The sequence below is a fragment of the Lentzea pudingi genome (assembly GCF_014646255.1).
Lineage (GTDB): Bacteria > Actinomycetota > Actinomycetes > Mycobacteriales > Pseudonocardiaceae > Lentzea > Lentzea pudingi.
On the sequence record NZ_BMNC01000009.1, the window covers coordinates 162,341 to 181,744 of the forward strand.

At 69.7% G+C, this 19,404-nt stretch carries 17 protein-coding genes; 7 read left to right on the forward strand and 10 right to left on the reverse strand.

The features are described 5' to 3' along the window. Window positions 1-163: 163 nt before the first annotated feature. From IEY88_RS28675 to IEY88_RS28710, 8 genes are all read right to left on the reverse strand, one after another. Complete coding sequence (locus IEY88_RS28675; RefSeq protein ID WP_189157985.1) at window positions 164-1,498, reverse strand: cellulose binding domain-containing protein; 1,335 nt, start codon at window positions 1,496-1,498, stop codon at window positions 164-166. Between the two features lie 361 nt (window positions 1,499-1,859). Beyond that, the gene (locus IEY88_RS28680) at window positions 1,860-2,177 is read right to left on the reverse strand and encodes a hypothetical protein (RefSeq protein WP_189157986.1); all 318 of its coding nucleotides are present in this window, start codon (window positions 2,175-2,177) and stop codon (window positions 1,860-1,862) included. Then, window positions 2,174-3,427, reverse strand: coding sequence for a choice-of-anchor P family protein (locus IEY88_RS28685; protein WP_189157987.1), 1,254 nt, complete (start codon window positions 3,425-3,427; stop codon window positions 2,174-2,176). Before IEY88_RS28685 ends, IEY88_RS28680 begins: the two co-directional genes overlap by 4 nt. Continuing rightward, the gene (locus IEY88_RS28690; protein WP_189157988.1) at window positions 3,424-4,077 is read right to left on the reverse strand and encodes an ABC transporter ATP-binding protein; all 654 of its coding nucleotides are present in this window, start codon (window positions 4,075-4,077) and stop codon (window positions 3,424-3,426) included. The genes IEY88_RS28685 and IEY88_RS28690 overlap by 4 nt, the downstream gene beginning before the upstream one ends. Further along, a complete protein-coding gene (locus IEY88_RS28695) occupies window positions 4,074-4,766 on the reverse strand; it encodes an ABC transporter ATP-binding protein (RefSeq protein ID WP_189157989.1) in 693 nt (230 codons plus the stop codon). The genes IEY88_RS28690 and IEY88_RS28695 overlap by 4 nt, the downstream gene beginning before the upstream one ends. Next, window positions 4,763-6,580 (reverse strand): ABC transporter permease, encoded by a 1,818-nt coding sequence (locus tag IEY88_RS28700; RefSeq protein ID WP_189157990.1) that lies wholly within the window; start codon window positions 6,578-6,580, stop codon window positions 4,763-4,765. The genes IEY88_RS28695 and IEY88_RS28700 overlap by 4 nt, the downstream gene beginning before the upstream one ends. Before the next feature lie 97 nt (window positions 6,581-6,677). Further along, the gene (locus IEY88_RS28705) at window positions 6,678-8,072 is read right to left on the reverse strand and encodes an ABC transporter substrate-binding protein (RefSeq protein WP_189157991.1); all 1,395 of its coding nucleotides are present in this window, start codon (window positions 8,070-8,072) and stop codon (window positions 6,678-6,680) included. Between the two features lie 142 nt (window positions 8,073-8,214). Next, entirely contained in the window at window positions 8,215-8,973 is a 759-nt protein-coding gene (locus IEY88_RS28710; RefSeq protein ID WP_189157992.1) for an SGNH/GDSL hydrolase family protein, read from the reverse strand. A gap of 137 nt (window positions 8,974-9,110) precedes the next feature. Between IEY88_RS28710 and IEY88_RS28715 the strand changes: the two genes are divergently transcribed. The 4 genes from IEY88_RS28715 to ilvD all read left to right on the forward strand — a co-directional run bounded on the left by IEY88_RS28715 (window position 9,111) and on the right by ilvD (window position 14,613). After that, entirely contained in the window at window positions 9,111-10,016 is a 906-nt protein-coding gene (locus IEY88_RS28715; RefSeq protein ID WP_189157993.1) for a DUF4142 domain-containing protein, read from the forward strand. Window positions 10,017-10,109: 93 nt separating this feature from the next. Next, window positions 10,110-11,588 (forward strand): DUF1996 domain-containing protein, encoded by a 1,479-nt coding sequence (locus IEY88_RS28720; protein ID WP_189157994.1) that lies wholly within the window; start codon window positions 10,110-10,112, stop codon window positions 11,586-11,588. Between the two features lie 153 nt (window positions 11,589-11,741). Continuing rightward, window positions 11,742-12,905 carry an alginate lyase family protein gene (locus IEY88_RS28725; protein ID WP_189157995.1) on the forward strand — a complete coding sequence of 388 codons (1,164 nt, stop codon included), beginning with the start codon at window positions 11,742-11,744 and terminating at the stop codon, window positions 12,903-12,905. A 19-nt stretch (window positions 12,906-12,924) separates the two neighbouring features. Further along, on the forward strand, window positions 12,925-14,613 hold the full coding sequence (ilvD, locus tag IEY88_RS28730) for a dihydroxy-acid dehydratase (protein ID WP_189157996.1): 1,689 nt from the start codon (window positions 12,925-12,927) through the stop codon (window positions 14,611-14,613). Here the strand turns inward: ilvD and IEY88_RS28735 are convergent. Continuing rightward, window positions 14,590-15,429 carry a LysR family transcriptional regulator gene (locus tag IEY88_RS28735; protein WP_229693865.1) on the reverse strand — a complete coding sequence of 280 codons (840 nt, stop codon included), beginning with the start codon at window positions 15,427-15,429 and terminating at the stop codon, window positions 14,590-14,592. The genes ilvD and IEY88_RS28735 overlap by 24 nt on opposite strands. A gap of 81 nt (window positions 15,430-15,510) precedes the next feature. Between IEY88_RS28735 and IEY88_RS28740 the strand changes: the two genes are divergently transcribed. Together IEY88_RS28740 and IEY88_RS28745 are read left to right on the forward strand one after the other, a co-directional pair. Beyond that, complete coding sequence (locus IEY88_RS28740) at window positions 15,511-16,215, forward strand: SDR family oxidoreductase (protein ID WP_189157998.1); 705 nt, start codon at window positions 15,511-15,513, stop codon at window positions 16,213-16,215. 127 nt (window positions 16,216-16,342) lie between these two features. Next, window positions 16,343-17,116 (forward strand): DUF2382 domain-containing protein, encoded by a 774-nt coding sequence (locus IEY88_RS28745; RefSeq protein WP_189157999.1) that lies wholly within the window; start codon window positions 16,343-16,345, stop codon window positions 17,114-17,116. Window positions 17,117-17,182: 66 nt separating this feature from the next. Here IEY88_RS28745 and IEY88_RS28750 read toward each other — a convergent pair whose 3' ends face one another. Then, a complete protein-coding gene (locus tag IEY88_RS28750; protein WP_189158000.1) occupies window positions 17,183-18,781 on the reverse strand; it encodes an AMP-dependent synthetase/ligase in 1,599 nt (532 codons plus the stop codon). Between the two features lie 50 nt (window positions 18,782-18,831). Here IEY88_RS28750 and IEY88_RS28755 point away from each other — a divergent pair, with 50 nt between their 5' ends. Further along, window positions 18,832-19,389 (forward strand): TetR/AcrR family transcriptional regulator, encoded by a 558-nt coding sequence (locus tag IEY88_RS28755; RefSeq protein ID WP_189158001.1) that lies wholly within the window; start codon window positions 18,832-18,834, stop codon window positions 19,387-19,389. Window positions 19,390-19,404: the final 15 nt, after the last annotated feature.

The window sequence follows — 19,404 nt, forward strand, 5'->3', positions numbered from 1 at the left end:
GCGCGTAGATCGGGACCAGGTGCGAACACCACGCCCACGCCGTCGCGGTTCGGGATAGATCAGTTGAAGATCAATGTCGTCGTCGCATGGCACAAGAGTAAGCCGCCAGCGCCACCGATTAAATGGCGCTGACGGCTTGTAGTCGATCAGGAACTCGTTGTGATCAGAAGCCGGCGGTGATCTTCGTGAAGGCGAGCTCGGCCTGCTCGATGCCGGAGCAGCTCGCGGACACCTGGCCGTCGCAGCCGCCGCGGTCGCGGTTGACCGACCAGAAGGCCAGTCGCCCGAGGCCGTTGGACTTCGACCAGTCGCGGATCGCGGTCCAGTCGTCGACCGTGGTCAGCTCCCGCTGGTCCGACAGGCCGTTCATGCCCGAGATGCCGACGTGCTTGAACGCCTCGGCGTCGCTCCAGCCGAAGGTCGACTTGAGCTTGTCCTTCAGCCCCGTGGCCGCGCCGATGGTGTCCTGGCGGATGTTGGAGCTGCCGAAGTCGAACGGCATGAGCGTGAACACGTCGATGTTCGCGTTCAGCGCCTTGGCCTGGTCGATCAGCCGGTTGCCGTAGAAGTTCGGGCCGGTGGTCGAGGTGCCGAAGGTGACGATCGTCTGGACACCGGGGTTGTTCTGCTTGACGATCTTCAGAGCCGTGATGATCCGGTCCTGCACGACGGCGTTCTCGAACTCGTCGGTGTTCTCGATGTCGATGTCGATCGCCTTGAGCCCGTAGGCGTCGATGACCTGCTGGTACGCACCGGCCAGCGCCTCGGGGGTCGAGCAGTTCGGGCCGAGCTTGTTGCCGCTCCAGCCACCGAACGACGGCACGATGTCACCACCGGCCGCGCGGATCGCGTTGATCGTCTGCTGGTCGGCGCCACCGGTCAGCGGACGCTGGCCGTCCCACGACGGGGTGCAGCCACCGCTCGACAGGATGAACGCGAGGGTGAACCACTTGACGCCGGTCTGGCGCATGACGTCGGTGGCGCTTTGCGGGTTGCCCCAGCCCAGGTAGAGGTAGGGCGCGCCGCGGCCGTTGCCGGGCAACGGCGGGTTCGACGTCGTCGTCGTGGTGGTGGTCGTGGTCGTCGTCGGCGGGTTGCCGGTGCCGTCGCACGAACCACCGTTGACCTTGCAGTTCGACGGGGTCGCGCCGGAGCCCTTGACGGTGAAGCCGAAGCTCACCGAGCCGCCGACGGGAACACTGCCGTTCCAGGTGTTGCGGACGGTGATGTTCTGACCGTTCGCCCCGTAGCTGCCGTCCCACAGCGACGCGATCGACTGCCCGCCCGGGAGCGTGAACTCGACGGTCCACGACGTGAGCGCGGACCCGCCGCTGTTGGAGATCGTGTACTTGGCCTCGTAACCGCTGCCCCAGTCCGAGGTCTTGGTGAACGCCGCCGTCACGCCCGATGCGCCACTCGCGGGCGCGGCGACAACGCCTCCGACCACAGTGGCTATCGCCAGACCGAGGGTCAGGATCTGCCAGCGAAACTTCTTCATGGTGCTCCGTTCACGTGCAGGGGAACGTGATGGCAGGCACGTTAACTGGTCTAAACCACCTGTTCAAGGGGATGAACCGGACATCGTTCGCGCTCGTCAGGACGTTGCGAGGGAACGCTCTCACGCTCGGTCCACTTGACACTGTTGTCAGGTGACCACTGACGGAAGTCGTTGACGTGGGAGAAACCGGTACCGCGACCGGGAGGCGCCTGCTTGCGCTGCGAGCAGATGGATGGTCACGACATCGCTCGCCTCACGGCCACTTCCGGTCTCGATCCGGACATTCAGGCAACGCATACCGCGTATCGCGTCCAATTGGCTCCAACGCGGTCCTCACGGGACGGTCGTCGCGCCTGCGCCCTCACAGCACGCTGGTGCGCTCCACCCGTTCCCGATCCCGCTCCTCCAGCAACTGCAACAGCGCATAGGTCGTCTGCCGCTGCTCCTCCAGCAGCTTCGTCAGCCACGACCCGAAGTACAGAAACCCACCGACCCCGATCAGCCCGACGCCCAGGATCCCGCCCGACACGACGTACGGGATCTGCTCGAACGTGTAGCCGGTGTGCGCGACACCCCACCAGGCGAACAGGATCGCCGCGATGCCCGCGGTCATCAGCATCGTGCCCGCGAGGCCGAGTCCGCTGCGCATCCTGGCGCGGCGCCGGTCCTGGATCGTCATGGGTTCACCCGCAGGTCGGGGACACCGGTGGGGTGCCCGGAGGGACAGGGGGCGCCGCCCAGCAGGAACGTGCCGAACGACCTCATGCCGAACGCTCCCGCCGCGGCCACCCCGAGGCCGGTGAGCACCAGCAGTGCCGGTACGCCGGGGAAGTCGAGCAGCGAACGGGGTTTGGCGCGGGCCGAGGCGACCGGGGTGACGGACTTCGACGGCGGGGTCACGCCCGCGACCGGAGGCACACCGCCCGGTGCGGGTGGTGGCGCGTCGGCGACCGGGGGCACGGGGGCGACCGGGGCCGGTGCGTCGGGCGGGGTCAGGGGTGCTGCGGCGGAAGCGTTTGCGGCGGCCTCGGTGTCGCCGACGACCACGACCATCTTGCGCAGCGGGTTGAGCAGCGGCACGAGTTCCTTGGGCAGCAGCGGGGCCACGATGCCGTCCAGGATGCCGCCGAGGCCGAGCTTCGTGCGCAACGCCAGCACGTCGACGGTCAGGGTGAGGCCGCGACTGCTCGATGTCGCCGCCGCGCCTTCGAGCTTCGTCGTGGCCGTGGGCCAGGCGAGGGTGACTCCCAGTGGTTCCAACGCCTTCAGCAAGCCGTGCGGTGGCGCGTCCGGGGCCTTGACCGGGAACCTCTGGCCCAGCACGGTGAACTCGGCGACCGAGAACGTGCTGGTGCCGCTGCCCTTGCCGCCGTCGCTCACGGCGACGGACTCGAACTTCACGCCCGACATCACGACCAGCCCCGCCAGCACCGAGATCGTCTGCGCGGACGTGACGGCCACCGACCTGACCTCCGTGGCGCCGACCGAGCTGACGCTGCTGGACGACAGGCCGTCGGCGGTCAGCAGGAACGGCACCTCCTGCTTCGCGCCCGCGTGGGACTCGGCCTTCGCGGCACCGGCCGCGGCGCGCATCCCAGGCTGCTGCTGGTCGGCCGGGCCGCCGGGGTGCGCCGCGCCGGCCTGCACCGGGTAGGGGAACCCGAGCAGCTGCGGCAGGCCGGTGCCGACGGCCGCGCCCGGCCACAGCGAGCTGGCGAGCGAGCGGCCGATCGGGCCGGAGCCCAGTTCGGTCTGGGTGTAGGAGAGGTGCACCTCGCCCTGCGGTTCGGCCGGCACCGGGATCAGGTCGGTGTGCAGCAGCACCGACACCGGCGCGGCGCGGGCGGTCAGCGTGAAGCCTCCGATGTCCGCAGCCCTCGCGGGTGCCGGGGACAGCAGGAGGAGCAGCAGGACGAGCGCGTACCTCATGACGTCCCTCCGAAGTAGACGGTGGCCAGGTCGTCGTCCGCCGAGATCTCGCCGTGCGTCATGACGACGACCTGGTCGGCGACGGCCGAGGCGGTCTCGGCGAACTGCTCGACGATCAGCATCGTGACGCCGGACCGCGCCAGCTCCCCCACGACCTCGTACAGCTCGGCGACGATGACCGGGGCGAGGCCCATCGAGAGCTCGTCGATCACGAGCACGGCCGGGTCGGTGATCAGCGCGCGGGAGAACGCGAGCATCTGCTGCTCGCCGCCGGACATCGAGCCCGCGAGCTGCTTCTGCCGTGCCCCGAGCTTCGGGAAGCGGTCGTAGACGACACCGGCGTCACCGCGCATGAGCCTCAGGTTCTCCGCGACGGTCAGGTTCGGGAAGATCGCGCGGCCCTCCGGGATCACGCACAGGCCGGCGCGGGCGAGCTCGTCGGGCGCGGCGTCGTTGACGTGCACGCCGCCGAGGTGGACGTGGCCGGAGGTGGCCCTGATCTGTCCACTGAGGACCTTGACCAGCGTCGACTTGCCGGCGCCGTTCGGGCCGAGCAACGCGGTGACGGTGCCGCGCGGCACGTTCAGCGAGACCCCGCGCAGCACCTCGATGCGGCCGTAGCCGGCGTGGACGTCCTTCAGGTCGATCATCCGAGGTACGCCTCCCGGACTCCCTCGTGCGCACGGACAGCGTCGGGCGTGCCGGAGACCAGCAGCCGTCCCAGGTTCAGCACGTGCACGCGGTCGCAGTACCCCATCACCAGGTCCATGTCGTGCTCGACCAGCACGACCGAGCGGCCCTCCGCGCTCAGCTGCCGCAGCAGCTCGCCGAACGCGTCGGTCTCGGCGCGGTCGAGGCCGGACGACGGTTCGTCGAGCAGCAGCAGCGACGGGTCGGTGGCGAGCGCGCGGGCCAGTTCCAGCAGCCGTGCGGCGCCCGTGGGCACGGTGTCGGCCTGGTTGCCCGCGAAGTCCGCGATCCCGACGCGGCCGAGCAGTTCGTCGGCGAGCTTCACGGACCGGCGCCGGCTTTCCAGCGCCACCACGACGTTCTCCCAGACCGTCAGCGACCCGAACACCTCGAGCCGCTGGAACGTCCGCGCGACGCCGAGCCTGGACCGCTGGTGCGGTCCCTTGGCGGTGATGTCGAGATCGTCGAGCACCACCCGTCCGGCGGTCGGCTTGCGCAGCCCGCTGATCACGTCGAACAACGTCGTCTTGCCCGCGCCGTTGGGCCCGATCAGCCCGGTGACGCCGGGTTCGACGGTGAGCGTCACGTCGTCGACCGCGGTCACCTCGCCGAAGCGGACCGTCACGCCCTCCACCCGCAACGTGCTCATGCGCGCCGCCAGGACCAGGCCCGGAAACCCCAGCTGACCAGCCCGTTCGGATCCCGTGCGAGGCCGGCCGCCGCGACGCCGAGCAGCACGACCGCGACACCCGCGAACGCCGGGAACCCGCTCTGCAGCACGGGAAGCAGCATCAGCAGCACCCCGCCGAGCAACGCGCCGGACACCGACGTCACACCCGCGATCACCGCGAACAGCAGCAACGGCAGGTTGTTGAAGAGCTGGAAGTCGCTCGCCGCCACGGTTTCCCGCAGCTGTGCGAACAACCCTCCCGCCAGCCCGGCGATCGCCGCCGACAGCGAGAACACCCAGACCCGGATCCAGCGCACGTTCAGCCCGAGTGTCGCGCACGCCGCCGAGCTGTCCTTGACCGCGATCATCCGCCGCCCGAGCCGGCCCCGCCGGATCGCGAGCACCCCGATCCCGACGAGCGTGAACGTGCCCGCCGCCAGCAGCAGCTGCCCGGTCGCCGACTCGACCAGCCTCGGCACCTGCAGACTGCCCCGCACCCCGAACGCGATCGGCGACTGCAGCACGAGCTTGTCCATGAGCTGCGCGAACCCCAGCGTCGCCAGCGCCAGGTACAGCCCGCTGACCCGCAACGCCGTCAACGCGATCAGCGCCCCGACCACCGCCGCGACCCCGGCCCCGACCAGCAGCGTCAGGGGCGACGGGCTGCCGAGCCGCGCCACCGTCACCGCGCCCACCCCGACGAACGTGAACTGCCCCAGCGACACCACCCCGCCGTACCCGGTGAGCAGCACCATCGACAGCAGCACGATCCCGAACACCAGCGCCAGCGCGAGCTGTCCGGCCACCACCGAGTCCACCAGCAACGCCAGCACCGCGACCACACCGAGGAACAGCCCGGCGCCCACACCCGTGGTCAGCCCGTTCGGCACGGCGAGGCCACGGGTTCCCCTGACACCACCGATCCGCAGCGGCGACTGCGGCATCGCGAGCAGCACCACGAACAGCAGCAGCGCCGGGATCGCCGCCCGGAACGAGATCCAGAACGGCGACGACGGCAGGTAGGCCACCGCGTACGACTGCACCAGCCCGAGCCCGAGCGCCCCGGCGAACGTCCACGGCAGACTCCGCAGCCGCCCGACCAGCGCCGCGGTGTACGCGGTGATCACGAGCAGCGTCATCGTCACGTAGTCGAGCTGCACCACCGGCGTCAGCAGGATCCCGCCCAGCGCCGCCAGAGCCGACCCGATGGCCCAGCTCAGCGCCGAGAGCCGGGCGGGCCGCGTGCCGTACAACGAGGCCAGTTCGGGCGCGTCGACACAGGCCCGCATCGCGAGCCCGGTCCGCGTCCGGTTCAGCACCACGTACAGCCCGCCCGCGACGAGCACCGCGCAGACCAGCGTCACCAGGTCGTGCCCGCTGACGAACGACTGTCCGATGTGGACGCCCAGCTGGTCGAGGAACGGCCGCACCGGACGTGCCTGCGGCGGCCAGACCACCTGCGCCACCCCGATCAGCCCGACCAGCACACCGACCCCGGCCACCAGCGTGATCCCGACCGGCGCGCCCGCGAGCCTGCGCATGATGAACCGCTCGACCACCAGACCGAACAACGGCGCGCACACGCCGACCACGAGCAGCAGCGCGAGCCACTGCGGCAGGCCGCGGTTCTCGGCGAGCTCCCAGTAGAGGAACGCCATGACCATGCCGATCGCGCCGTGGCCGACGTTGAACACCTTGGAGGTGCTGTAGGTCAGCACGAGGCCCCCGGCGACGACGGCGTACGCGCCGCCCGTGACGAGGCCGAAGATGGTGTAGGCGAGGAGGGCTGTCATGCGCCTCTCCCCGCGGGCGTCCGCGCACCCCTGGCGGCGAGGCCGGGAGCGGCGCACGACCGCCCATCCCCGGCGGCGAGCCGGAGGACCGGGTACGTCATCCGCCCACCCCCGTGTCGATCAACGACCCGCACGAGTACCCCGAGGCCGGCGCGAGCCGCGACCACGTCCCGCCCCTCAACTTCACCAGCGTCATGCAGGCCGAGGTCCGCTTCCCGCCGACGTCCTGCGGCGCGACCATCCCCTCGGCCGTGAAGTCGTGCACCTGTCGCACGGCGTCGAGCATCGCCTTGCGCGTCAGCTGCGGCCCGACCTTCGCCGCCGTGGTCACGAACAACCGGGCCGCCGCCCACGCGAACATCCCGAAGTACGAGGGCGCCGCGCCGGGAGCCACCCGCCCGAGCCACTGCTTGTACAGGGCCACCTGGGCGTTCGACTCCTCGAACAGAGCTCCGTTCGTGTAGACGACGGTGCCGTCGACCGCCGCGCCGCCCTGCCGGACGTAGGCCGGGTCGTAGGCGGACGGGTCGGTGATGAACGCCTCCGGTGTGTACCCCTGCTGCCGCATCGCCTGCTGCAGCCGCACCGCGTACTGCGCCGAGCCGATCCAGTAGACGATCTTGGTGCCGGTCTCCTTCAGCTTCGCCACGTACGGCGCGTAGTTGACGTCCGCGATGTCGATGGCCTGCGAGTACACGAACCTGATGCCGCGCGCCTCGGCCGCCTTCTGCATGCTGCGGGCGTTCTGCGCGCTCGCGTCGGCGTTGAGGTACATGTACGCGGCGTTGCCGATCGCGCCCGGGAAGCTCGACTTGACCAGGTCCGGGCCCGCGGACGACACGAGGTTCACGACGTTCGACGCGGCGCCGAAGCTCACGGGGGTGCGCTGGCGCTGGGCGGTGACGGTCGAGGCGCGCAGGTCGGGGATGCCACACCCGGTGGCGGCCGGTCCACCGCCCTGGTCGAACGCCGACATCGAGCCGACCAGCGCGAAGGCCTGTTCGCAGGCCTGGGAGGTGGCCTGCTGGTCGCCGCCGCTGTCGGTGCGGGAGTCGAACGAGACGAGCTTGAGCTTGCGGCCGCAGACCGAGCCCTGGGTGGCGTTGAAGTACTCGACGAACGCCTTGGTCGCCTGCTGGGCGGACTGGAAGAGGCCGGGCACCGGGCCGCTGATGTCGGAGATGTTGGCGATCGTGATCTCGCCGGCCGTGACGCCCTTGTCCGTGGCGCCGCCGGTGCCCCGGCAGCCGCCCGCGATGCTGCCGGGCGGGTTCGGCTGCTTGTCCGGCTGCTGCGGGTTCGCGGCGCCCGGCTGCTGCGCGGTGCCCTCGGACACCGCACCGTCCTCGCCGGTCACCGCGCTGTCCTGGGTGCCGGCCGACCCTCCCTGCGGCACGACGAGGGCTGCCCGTTGCTCGTCGGTGAGCCTGCTTCCGCATCCGGCGAGCAACGCGCAGATCGTGAGTGCGACCAGTGCGGTCCTGCGACGCATGCGAACGAACGCTAGGGGTCTGCATCCATCCAGACCCAAGCAACTTCTAGAACGCGTTCTACATGCAAAGAATCGTGCGCAACCCCGTCACTAAAGCGTGGTCACGTCGTTAAGGAACGCCGCCTGAAGGAACACGTTCTACCTATGACGGTGGCAGCAGCTCCGGACGGCGCGGACGGATCACGTCACCGGACGACTCACCGCGCACCCGGCGCATCACCCACGGCACGACGTGCTCACGCGCCCACTTCCAGTCCTCCGCCCGCCGGACGCGACGGTCCTGCAGCGGCGCGACGCCGAGCAGGGTCCGCTCCAGCGCGTGATCGACCCCCAGGCCTTCCAGCGTCGAGATGGCGACCTCGGTGTGACCGAGCGAGTTCAGGTGCAACCGGTCGGCCGACCACATGCGACGGTCACGAAGCTGACGCATGTTCCACATGTCGACCAGCACGCACGAGTGGTCATGAGCGATCGCGCGCACGTGTTCGTTGTAGATGGCCACGCGACCACGCATCTTGCGGAACACCGGGTCGTCCCCACCGTCAACGCCGGTGAAGAGGATTACGCGCGCGCCCGCGGACACGAGCCGTGCGACGGCCGCGCGATACCGGCGCATCAACGCGTCGATGTCCACTTTGGGCCGCATGAGGTCGTTGCCGCCCGCGTAGAGCGACACGAGGTCGGGCTTCATCTCGAGCGCGCGGTCGAGCTGCTCCCCCAGCACCTGAGGCAGCAACCGGCCCCGCACCGCCAGGTTGGCGTAGGCGAACTCGGGGTCCATCGCCCCCAGCACGTCGGCGACGCGATCCGCCCAGCCCCGCACACCATTCGGACGACCAGCGTCTTCATCGCCCACGCCCTCGGTGAACGAGTCCCCCAACGCCACAAAACGCTTGCTCATGCTCACGACCTTATGTCGGGCATTCGGAGCAGGATCGGCGGGGGTTGCGGCCCACTCGATAACGTTTCGGTAACGGCAGCGTCTCGAACTGAGGCAGGTTCCCATTCCTGGCCGTATTCCCGTTCGTGCGACTCCCCATGGACTTGGCGAAGCCGACGCGACTGATGGTCGCGCTGGCCGGCTGTGCGCTGGCCGTGCTCCTGAACACCGGGAGCGCCATCGGCCAGCCCACCACGCCGTCCGCCCCGATCTCCACGCCGCCGCCCGACAGCGGCGGCAAGGGCGACGAGGTCGTCCAGACGCAGTGGGGTCCGCTCGGACCGGCCGACCGGGACTTCATGAACCGGGTCAAGCAGGCCGGGTTGTGGGAGAAGCCCGCGGGCGACAAGGGCAGGGCCAAGCGGCCCGACCAGCCCAAGATCCTCGAGGCCTGCAAGCACCTCATCGAGGGGCACACCCTTCTCGACAACGTGGTGAACCGGGCGGGCGTGCTGCTCGGCCACACGTTGCCCACGGAGGCCTCGGACGAGCAGAAGGGCTTCCTCGCGGAGATGGACGCGGCGAACGGCGACGAGTTCGACGTCGTCTTCGCCAACCGGCTCCGCGCGGCCCACGGCAAGGTCTACGCCTACGCGGCGCAGATCCGGGCCGGCACCAAGAACGAGCTCATCCGCATCCTTTCCACGCAAGCGATGATCACCGTCTTCGACCACATGAAGGTGCTCGAGGAGACCGGCAAGGTCGACTTCGCCGGACTGGAGTCACCGCAGCCGCTCGCACCTCCGCCTCCCGCCGAGAACAACACCGGGGCAGCGGACGCGACGGGCGACCAGGCGGCGGCCGAACAGACGGCGAACCCGACCGACGGAGTGATCCCGACCGTGCCGGAGGGCACCAGGTTCACCCGTACCGCCGAGCAGGGCGTGTTCGGTGACAACAACGGTGTCTTCTTCGGCGCCATCGCGGTGCTCGCGCTCGCGCTGGTGGGGATGCGAATGATATCCCGATCGAAGAAAACACGGCGGAAATCTCGTTCGTACTAGTAAAACAGCACACCCAGGTTCATTCCGAAGATAGCGGCCCATACCGCCGTCAGCTTCGCCATGCCGTTTTATCTGACTACCACGAGGTGGCAAATGGCTATTCACCGGAGGAAATCCACGATCTGGCTCACCGCCGCCGCTGCGGCGATGGCCGTGGTCGCGGGCGGTGCCGCGGTGGTGGCCATCAGTTCTTCTGATGGCTCCGCGCTCGCCGACGGACCGGACAAGAGCTTGTTCGTCGACATCACCAAGGTGAAGCCGAACGTCAAGAAACCAAGGCAACAGAACAACGCCACCACAGGCACGTTCACCGTGAACTGCGGACGGAACGAGAACGGGCACTTCAACCCGGACAACTTCATCGCACAGCCCGGTGTCCGCAACGGTGCCGAGCACCTGCACGACTACGTCGGCAACCTGTCCACGAACGCGGACTCGAACAACCAGTCGCTGCAGGCGGCCGGCACGACGTGCAAGAACGGTGACAAGTCGGCCTACTTCTGGCCCGTCGTCCGCATCGTCGACGAGGAGGCGGAGGAGGCGGAGGAGGCCGCGCCGCCCGCCGAGCAGGCCCCGCCGAAGAAGGACGACAAGGCGCAGCAGGACAAGGACAAGGCCGCCAAGGAAGCGGCCCAGCTCGAGTGCCCGGACGTCGCGTCGCTGCTCCCCGAGGACGTGCCGGACGCGGCCCAGGCCGAGATCGACCGCGAGCTCGAGAACATCGAGAAGGTGACCGAGGAGGCCGAGAAGAAGGTCGCGGCCACCAAGGCACAGGACCGCGACAACATCATCGTCGGCCCGACGCGCGAGAAGCGCGCGGCCATCCTGAACCGGATGATGCTGGCGTTCAGCCGCCAGGGCCAGCAGGCGCCTGACCTGAACCCGGCCGCCGCGTGCGCCGTGAAGGACAAGGCCCAGGGCCAGCAGGGCCTCGACAACGGTGGCCAGAACTCCGAGGACGCCCAGGCCGAGGGCACCGAGGACAAGAAGAACCAGAACAACGGCGAGGAGAACGCCAACAACGAGCTCGAGGGCAACGAGGGCGAGATCCAGCGCCCGGCCGTCGTCGACCTGACCTTCCGCGGCTCGCCCGTCGGCAAGGTCACCGCGATGCCCAAGTTCCTCCGCGTGCTCTACGGCGACGCCAAGGCCGGCCAGAACGGCCCGAAGAACGCCAAGGCGTCCTGGACCTGCACGGGCTTCGAGGACAAGGTCCTGATGGACAAGTACCCGATCTGCCCGCAGGGCCAGAAGGTCAAGCGCGTGCACGACTTCCCGAGCTGCTGGGACGGCAAGAACATCGACTCCGCGAACCACCGCGACCACATCGTGTTCCCGGACCAGAACGGCAAGTGCAAGCAGGGCTTCAAGGCCGTGCCGCAGCTGCGCATCTCGCTGACCTACAACATCCCGCTGAACGTCCAGCAGGAAGGTCGCTACCTGGTCGACTCCTTCCCGGAGGAGGAGCACAACCCGCTCACCGATCACGACGACTTCGCCAACGTGATGTCGCAGAAGATCATGAACCGCCTCGTCAACTGCGTCAACACCGGCAAGAAGTGCCGCGAGTGACGTCCTGACCACGCAGTTCAGGTAGGCGAAATTCCCCGGTGCCCCTCCCGCGCACCGGGGGATTTTCGTTGTCCCGCTTGAGGTCTGTTCACCAGCGTGAACGTTGTTCCGGAATGGTTGACCGGAAAGGTATAGACCACTAACACTGACCGCATGGTCACCCGCTCCTGCACGGTGCTGATCGCACTGCTGGCATCCCTCCTGGTCCCGGTCACCGCCCAAGCGGCGCCGGCGACGTTCGTCCACCCGGGAGTCGTGGTCTCCCGGCCGCAGCTGGACTTCATGCGCACCAAGGTGCTCGCGGGCGCCCAGCCGTGGAAGACCGCCTACGACCGCATGATGGCGTCGAAGTACGCGGACCTGAACCGCACGCCGAAGCCTCGCGCCGTCGTGGAGTGCGGCCCCGTCAGCAACCCGAACAACGGCTGCACCGACGAACGCGAGGACGCGCTCGCCGCCTACACCCTGTCGCTCGCCTGGTACGTCACCCGCGACGCCAGGTACGCGACCAAGGCCATCCAGATCATGGACGCCTGGTCGAACACCATCCGCGACCACACCAACTCGAACGCCCCGCTGCAGACCGCGTGGTCGGCCAGCAGCTGGCCCAAGGCCGCCGAGATCATGAAGCACGTCTACGGCACCTGGCCGAACAGCGCCCGGTTCGCCACGATGCTGCGCACCGTCTACCTGCCCGAGATCCAGAACGGCCGTGCGAACACCAACGGCAACTGGGAGCTCAGCATGATGGAGGCGTCGATCGGCATCGCCGTGTTCCTGGAGGACCGCGCGGCCTACGACAAGGCCGTGAGCATCTTCCGGACGCGCATCCAGGCGTTCATCTACCTGACCACCGACGGGGCGCTGCCGAGGACGCCGCCGGGCAGCGGCATCGACACCAGGGCTGAGATCATCTCCTACTGGCACAACCAGTCGACGTTCGTCGACGGACTCACCCAGGAGACGTGCCGGGACTTCGCCCACACGGCCTACGGGCTCAGTGCCGCCTCGCACCTCGCCGAGACCGCGCGGATCCAGGGCCAGGACATCTGGGGCGAGATCAAGGACCGCATGCGGCACGCGTGGGGCCTGCACACCAAGCACCAGAACGGCGAGCCGGTGCCGTCCTGGCTGTGCGGCGGGAGCTACTCCCGTGAGCTCGGGCCGACGCCCGAGGTCAGCTTCAACGCCCTGAACACCCGGCTCGGCATCGCGATGGCGAACACCAAGCTCTACACGGAGTCGAAGCGTCCACACGGGACGGACAACCTGTTCATCGCCTGGGAGACGCTGACTCACGCGGCCAACCCGTCGTAAGAGCGACTAGCGTGCCCTCATGACCGAGACACCGGACGTGAAGCCACGCAGCCGCGACGTGACCGACGGCCTGGAGCGCACCGCCGCGCGCGGCATGCTCCGGGCCGTCGGCATGGGTGACGAGGACTGGGAGAAGCCGCAGATCGGCGTCGCCTCGTCGTGGAACGAGATCACGCCCTGCAACCTGCCGCTGGACCGCCTCGCGAAGGCGTCCAAGGACGGCGTGCACGCGGCGGGCGGGTATCCGCTGGAGTTCGGCACCATCTCGGTGTCGGACGGCATCTCGATGGGCCACGAGGGCATGCACTTCTCGCTGGTCTCGCGCGAGGTGATCGCGGACAGCGTCGAGACCGTCATGATGGCCGAGCGCCTCGACGGGTCGGTGCTGCTCGCGGGGTGCGACAAGTCGTTGCCCGGCATGCTGATGGCGGCGGCGCGGCTCGACCTCGCGAGCGTGTTCCTCTACGCCGGGTCGATCCTGCCCGGCCGGGTCACGCTCTCCGACGGCACCGAGAAGGAAGTCACGATCATCGACGCGTTCGAGGCCGTCGGGGCCTGTGCGCGCGGGCTGATGAGCCGTGCGGACGTCGACCTGATCGAACGCGCGATCTGCCCCGGCGAGGGCGCCTGCGGCGGCATGTACACCGCGAACACCATGGCCAGCGCGGCCGAGGCGCTGGGCATGTCGCTGCCGGGCAGTGCCGCTCCCCCGGCCACCGACCGGCGCCGGGACGGGTTCGCGCGCCGGTCCGGCCAGGCCGTGGTCGAGATGCTGCGCAAGGGCATCACGGCGCGGCAGATCATGACGCGCGAGGCGTTCGAGAACGCGATCTCCGTCGTGATGGCGTTCGGCGGCTCGACCAACGCGGTGCTGCACCTGCTCGCCATCGCGCACGAGGCCGGCGTGGAGCTGTCACTCGACGACTTCAGCCGCATCGGCGCGCGCGTGCCGCACCTCGCGGACGTGAAGCCGTTCGGCCGCCACGTGATGACGGACGTCGACCGCATCGGCGGCGTGCCCGTGGTGATGAAGGCGCTGCTGGACGCCGGTCTGCTGCACGGCGACTGCCTCACCGTCACCGGCCGCACGGTCGCGGAGAACCTCGCCGACATCGCCCCGCCCGACCCGGACGGCCTGGTGCTGCGCGCGCTCGACAAGCCCATCCACCACACCGGCGGCATCACGATCCTCAAGGGCTCGCTCGCCCCCGAGGGTGCCGTGGTCAAGTCTGCGGGCTTCGACTCCGACGTCTTCACCGGCACCGCCCGCGTGTTCGACCGCGAACGCGCCGCGATGGACGCCCTGGAGGACGGCACGATCACCGCGGGCGACGTCGTCGTCATCCGCTACGAGGGCCCGAAGGGCGGGCCGGGCATGCGCGAGATGCTCGCGATCACCGCCGCCATCAAGGGCGCGGGGCTGGGCAAGGACGTCCTGCTGCTCACCGACGGCCGGTTCTCCGGCGGCACGACCGGCCTGTGCGTCGGGCACGTGGCACCGGAGGCGGTCGACGGCGGGCCCATCGCGTTCGTGCGCGACGGCGACCGGATCACGCTGAACGTCGCCGACGGCACGCTCGACGTGGAGGCCGACCTGGAGAGCCGCAAGGAGGGCTGGGCGCCGTTGCCTCCCCGCTACGAACGCGGGGTGCTCGCCAAGTACGCCAAGCTGGTCGGCTCGGCGTCACGCGGAGCCGTCTGCGACTAGGTCGCGTCGCCTGGCCGCTTCGACCAGCGGCCCGACCGGGGCACCCGGCGGCCAGGCGAGCAGTGTCGTGACGTCGGGTGCGTCCACGACGGGCACGGCGACGTGTTCCGGCCACTGCCAGGCGCGGCTGGAGGCGGGGATGACGAGCAGGGTCAGGCCGAGCGCCACGAGCTGAGCGAGCTGCGACTGCGTGCGCACCTCGGGTCCCGGACCGTCCGGGTAGGTGCCGTCGAGCCGGGGCCAGCGCGCGATCGGCAGGCCAGGCACGTCGCTGACCTCGGCGAGCGTGACGCTCTCGCGCTCCGCCAGCGGATGCGCGGCGGGCACGATCGCGACCTGGCCCTCGGTGCGCAGGTCCTGGGTCTCGAACCCGGCGAGGTCGTCGTAGGGCCGGTGCATGATCGCCACGTCGGCCTGGCCGTCCCGCAGCCGGTGCGCCTGCTCCCCCACCTCGCACAGCAGCACCTCGACCGGGTCGCTCACCTCGTCGAGCAGCGCCCGCAACAGCTCGTGGGACGCGCCGGCCTTCGTCACGAGCACCAGCGGCCGGTCGGGGTCCCCGGCCCGGCGGGTCCGGTGCACGGCCGCCTCGACCGCGTCCAGAGCCGATCGGGCCTCCCGGAGCAGTACCCGGCCGGCGTCGGTGAGCGCGGCGCCGCGGCGGTCCCGGTCGAGCAGCCGGACGCCGAGCCGCCGCTCCAGCTGGTGGATCGCCCGCGAGAGAGGCGGTTGCGCGATGCCGAGCCGTGCGGCCGCGCGCCCGAAGTGGAGTTCCTCCGCGAGAGCGACGAAGTACCGCAGTTCACGGGTCTCCAGGTCCACCGGCCAAGCCTAATACCGGTGGGGTATCAGGGCGTACTGGATCGATCTTGGACAGCACGTCCGCGGCTGCCGAGCATGGACCGGGTGAACGACACGAAGACCGCGCTGGTCACCGGCGCGAACAAGGGAATCGGCTTCGCCATCGCCGAGGGGCTCGGCGCGCTCGGCTTCACGGTCGCGGTGGGCGCGCGGGACGACGTGCGCCGCAAGGACGCCGTCGAACGCCTGCGCGTCAAGGGGATCGATGCGTTCGGGGTCCCGCTGGACGTGACCTCCGACGACAGCGTCGCGCAGGCCGCCGCGTCGATCGAAAGGCTGGACGTGCTCGTCAACAACGCCGGCATCGGCGGTCCGGCACCTCAGGACCCGACGAGCATCGACCTCGGCACCATCCGGACCGTCCTCGACACCAACGTGCTCGGCGTCGTCCGGGTCACGAACGCCCTGCTCCCGGTGCTGCGCCGAGCCGCGTCGCCGCGCATCGTGAACGTGTCCAGCAACATGGGTTCGCTGGCGTTGCGGACCGGCCCGATCATGGCCGCCTACGCGCCGTCGAAGTCGATGCTCAACAGCATCACCGTCCAGTACGCGCGGGCGTTCGAAGGCACGAACGTCGTCATCAACGCGTGCTGCCCCGGTTATGTCGCCACCGACTTCACCGGCCACGCTTCTACGCGCACTCCCGAGCAGGGTGCCGCCATCGCGATCCGACTCGCGACCCTGCCCGACGACGGCCCGCGCGGCGGCTTCTTCGACGACGACGGCGTCATCCCGTGGTGACGTCCCCCGGTCGGCTGAACTGCCACGCGCGTGCGGTCACCCGGTCGGTGGGCGGCTGAGATTCAGTCCACAGTGGCGGGTACTTCGCGGTGGCAGGCAACCAAGGCAAACGCGGAGGGACGGCACGATGATCGACCAGACGCACGTTGAGGCTCTGTACGACTGCGACGTGATCGACAACCGGGGCGAGAAGATCGGCTCGGTCAAACGGGTCTGGCTCGAGGACGGCACCGGCAAGCCGATGTGGGCCGAGGTCCACACCGGACTCTTCGGCATGAGGGAGAGCTTCGTCCCGATCCAGCAGGGCGAGGTGGCGGGCGGCGGCATCACCGTCCCCGTCTCCAAGGCGCAGGTGAAGGACGCGCCGAGCGTGCACACCGAGGACGACCACATGTCGGACGAGGAGCAGGAAGCCCTCTACCGGCACTACGGGATGATCCCGCACGCCAAGACCGGTGAGCACGACCGCCTCGACGGCAGGCAGGACGCCAAGCGCGCCGGCACGCGGGACAAGTCGGCCATGCGGAACGAGGGTGACGCGGCCGAGGTCACGCTCTCCGAGGAGAAGCTCGACGTCGGCACCCGCAACGTCGAGGCGGGCCGCGTGCGCCTGGTCAAGCACACGGTCACCGAGCAGCGCAACATCACCGTGCCCGTCACGCACGAGGAGGTCCGCGTCGTCCGCGAACCCGCGAAGGGCGAACCGGGCCGCGCGTTCGCCGACGAGCAGGCCGAGGTCACCCTGCACCGTGAGGAACCGGTGGTACAGAAGCGCACCGAGGCCACGGAACGGGTCCGGCTGGAGAAGAACGCCGTCACCGAGCAGCGAGACGTCAAGGGCGAGGTGCGCAAGGAGCGCGTCGAGGTCGAGCGCGACGACGAACCGCGCGACCGTCGCTGATCGAACGTCAAGAGCGAACCGCCCACCACTTCCGCCGTGGGCGGTTCGCTCTTGTCCCGCGCGAGCTCAGTACAGGCCGTCCAGCACGTCCTGGTAGCGCTTCTCGATCTCCCGGCGGCGGGGCTTCAGCGACGCGGTCAGCAGCCCGTCCTCGACGCTGAAGTCGTTCTCCAGCACCGCGAAGCGCTTGATGGTCTCGTGCCGCGCGAGCTGCGCGTTGACGGTCTCGACCGCCCGGGAGACCTCGGCCTCGGCGTCGGCGAGACCCGAGGCGGTGTCCTGGTCGAGCGTCACCAGTGCCACGCAGTACTTGCGGCGGTCGCCGTGCACGATCACGTTGCTGATGTACGGCGACGCCGCGTTGATCATGCTCTCGATCCGGGTCGGCGCCACGTACTTGCCGCCCGAGGTCTTGATGAGCTCCTTCTTGCGGTCGGTGATCGTCAACCGGCCGGCGTCGTCGAGCTCGCCGATGTCGCCGGTGTGCAGCCAGCCGTCGACCAGCGACTCGGCGGTCGCGTCCGGCCTGTTGTGGTAGCCGCGCATGACACCCGGTCCGTGCAGCAGCACCTCGCCGTCTTCGGCGATCTTGACGTCCATGCCGGGGATCGGCGGGCCGACCGTGCCGATCTTGATCATGCCCGGCCGGTTGAAGAACGTCGCCGCGGACGACTCGGTGAGGCCGTAGCCCTCGAGGATCGTGATGCCGGAGCGCTCGAAGAACTCGGCGATCTCCGGCGCGAGGGGCGCGGAGCCGGACACGAAGTAGCGGATGCGGCCGCCCACCCGGTCGCGCAGCTTGCGGTACACCAGGCGGTCCGCAAGCCAGCGCGTCGCAGGGCCGTGGTCGCGGTCGGCCCACCGGAAGATCTTCTCGGTGACGCCGCCCTTCTCCCGCGCACCCGCGACGATCCGGCCGTGGATCTTCTCGAAGATGCGCGGTGCGGCGGCCACGATCGACGGCCGCAGCTCGCCCAGGTTGTCCACGATCCGCTCGACGCTGCCGTCGACGGCGGTCGGCACGCCCGCGGCGATCATCGCCATCGTCAGCACCTTGCCGAACGCGTGCGACAGCGGCAGCCACAGGAAGTGCAGGTCCGTCGGCTGCAGGATCCCCAGCGACGCGACGGCCTCCGCCGTCGTGAGCCAGTTCTCGTGGGTGAGCTCGACGCCCTTGGGCGTGCCGGTCGTGCCCGAGGTGTAGATCAACGTCGCCAGGTCGTCCGGCGTGAGATCGCTGATCAACGCCTCGTAGTCGCCCTCGCCCCGCGGCACGGCGCCGAACCGCAGCACCTCGACGCCGTCCGGCATCATCGCGGCGTGCTCGTCGGTCCCCACGACCACGATCCGGCTGCCGGAGTCGCCGACGACGTGCTCGACCTCCGCGGCCGAGCTGTTCGGGTAGATCGTCGTGGTGGCGCCCCCGGCGGCGAGCACGGCGAGGTCGGTGACGATCCACTCGATGCTCGTGGGACCCATCAACGCCACGCGGTCGCCCTTGCGCAGACCGGCGCCGGCGAGCCCGAACGCCTCCGCCGCCACCCGTTCCTGCAGCTCGGACCACGTGAGCGAGACCCAGCCACCGTCGTCGCGGTACCGCATCGCCTCGGCGTCGGGCGTGCGGGCGACACGGTCGCGCAGCAGGCCGGGAATCGACAGCGCCATTGCTTCTCCCCTTCTCTGGAGCGTCGCTCCAGAGCGGTACTCTAACCCTCGTGCCCGACCGACGACAGTCTCTCCTCGACGCGGCGCTGAAGCTCGTCGAGGAAGGCGGCCTCGACGCCGTCACGATCGCGGCCCTGACCGAGCGGTCGGGCATGTCGAACGGCAGCATCTATCACCACTTCGGCAGCCGCGCGGGCGTGTTCGCGCAGCTCTACGCCGACAGCTACGGCCGCTGTGTCGCCGCGATGCTGCCCGCGCTGAAGGCGGGGTCGGCCGAGGAAGGCGTGCGCGGCCTGACGCTGAGCTACCTCGACTGGGTGATGGCGAACCCCAGCCGGGCGCGTTTCCTCTACGCCGCACCGGATCACGCCGACCCGGCGGCCAAGATGGCGGAGTTCGCTCCGGTGCTGGCGTGGTTCCTCGACAGGACGGCGGCCGGTGAGCTGCGCGCGCTGCCGCCGTGGGCGCTGGAGCCGGTGGCGATGGGGCCCGCGCACGAGTCGGTGCGCCGGTTCCTGCTCGGGGTCTTCGACCTGGCGCAGGCGCGCGAGATCGTCGCGGACGCCGTGTGGGCCGTGCTGAATCCTCGCAACCCCGGGTCGCCGTAGAACACGTGTTCGATT

What these genes read in the sequence shown, in the direction of transcription:
- IEY88_RS28675 (WP_189157985.1), bottom strand. Translation starts at nt 1,498, where the DNA reads ATGAAGAAGTTTCGCTGGCAGATCCTGACCCTCGGTCTGGCGATAGCC.
- IEY88_RS28680 (WP_189157986.1), bottom strand. Translation starts at nt 2,177, where the DNA reads ATGACGATCCAGGACCGGCGCCGCGCCAGGATGCGCAGCGGACTCGGC.
- IEY88_RS28685 (WP_189157987.1), bottom strand. Translation starts at nt 3,427, where the DNA reads ATGAGGTACGCGCTCGTCCTGCTGCTCCTCCTGCTGTCCCCGGCACCC.
- IEY88_RS28690 (WP_189157988.1), bottom strand. Translation starts at nt 4,077, where the DNA reads ATGATCGACCTGAAGGACGTCCACGCCGGCTACGGCCGCATCGAGGTG.
- IEY88_RS28695 (WP_189157989.1), bottom strand. Translation starts at nt 4,766, where the DNA reads ATGAGCACGTTGCGGGTGGAGGGCGTGACGGTCCGCTTCGGCGAGGTG.
- IEY88_RS28700 (WP_189157990.1), bottom strand. Translation starts at nt 6,580, where the DNA reads ATGACAGCCCTCCTCGCCTACACCATCTTCGGCCTCGTCACGGGCGGC.
- IEY88_RS28705 (WP_189157991.1), bottom strand. Translation starts at nt 8,072, where the DNA reads ATGCGTCGCAGGACCGCACTGGTCGCACTCACGATCTGCGCGTTGCTC.
- IEY88_RS28710 (WP_189157992.1), bottom strand. Translation starts at nt 8,973, where the DNA reads ATGAGCAAGCGTTTTGTGGCGTTGGGGGACTCGTTCACCGAGGGCGTG.
- IEY88_RS28715 (WP_189157993.1), top strand. Translation starts at nt 9,111, where the DNA reads ATGGACTTGGCGAAGCCGACGCGACTGATGGTCGCGCTGGCCGGCTGT.
- IEY88_RS28720 (WP_189157994.1), top strand. Translation starts at nt 10,110, where the DNA reads ATGGCTATTCACCGGAGGAAATCCACGATCTGGCTCACCGCCGCCGCT.
- IEY88_RS28725 (WP_189157995.1), top strand. Translation starts at nt 11,742, where the DNA reads ATGGTCACCCGCTCCTGCACGGTGCTGATCGCACTGCTGGCATCCCTC.
- ilvD (WP_189157996.1), top strand. Translation starts at nt 12,925, where the DNA reads ATGACCGAGACACCGGACGTGAAGCCACGCAGCCGCGACGTGACCGAC.
- IEY88_RS28740 (WP_189157998.1), top strand. Translation starts at nt 15,511, where the DNA reads ATGGACCGGGTGAACGACACGAAGACCGCGCTGGTCACCGGCGCGAAC.
- IEY88_RS28745 (WP_189157999.1), top strand. Translation starts at nt 16,343, where the DNA reads ATGATCGACCAGACGCACGTTGAGGCTCTGTACGACTGCGACGTGATC.
- IEY88_RS28750 (WP_189158000.1), bottom strand. Translation starts at nt 18,781, where the DNA reads ATGGCGCTGTCGATTCCCGGCCTGCTGCGCGACCGTGTCGCCCGCACG.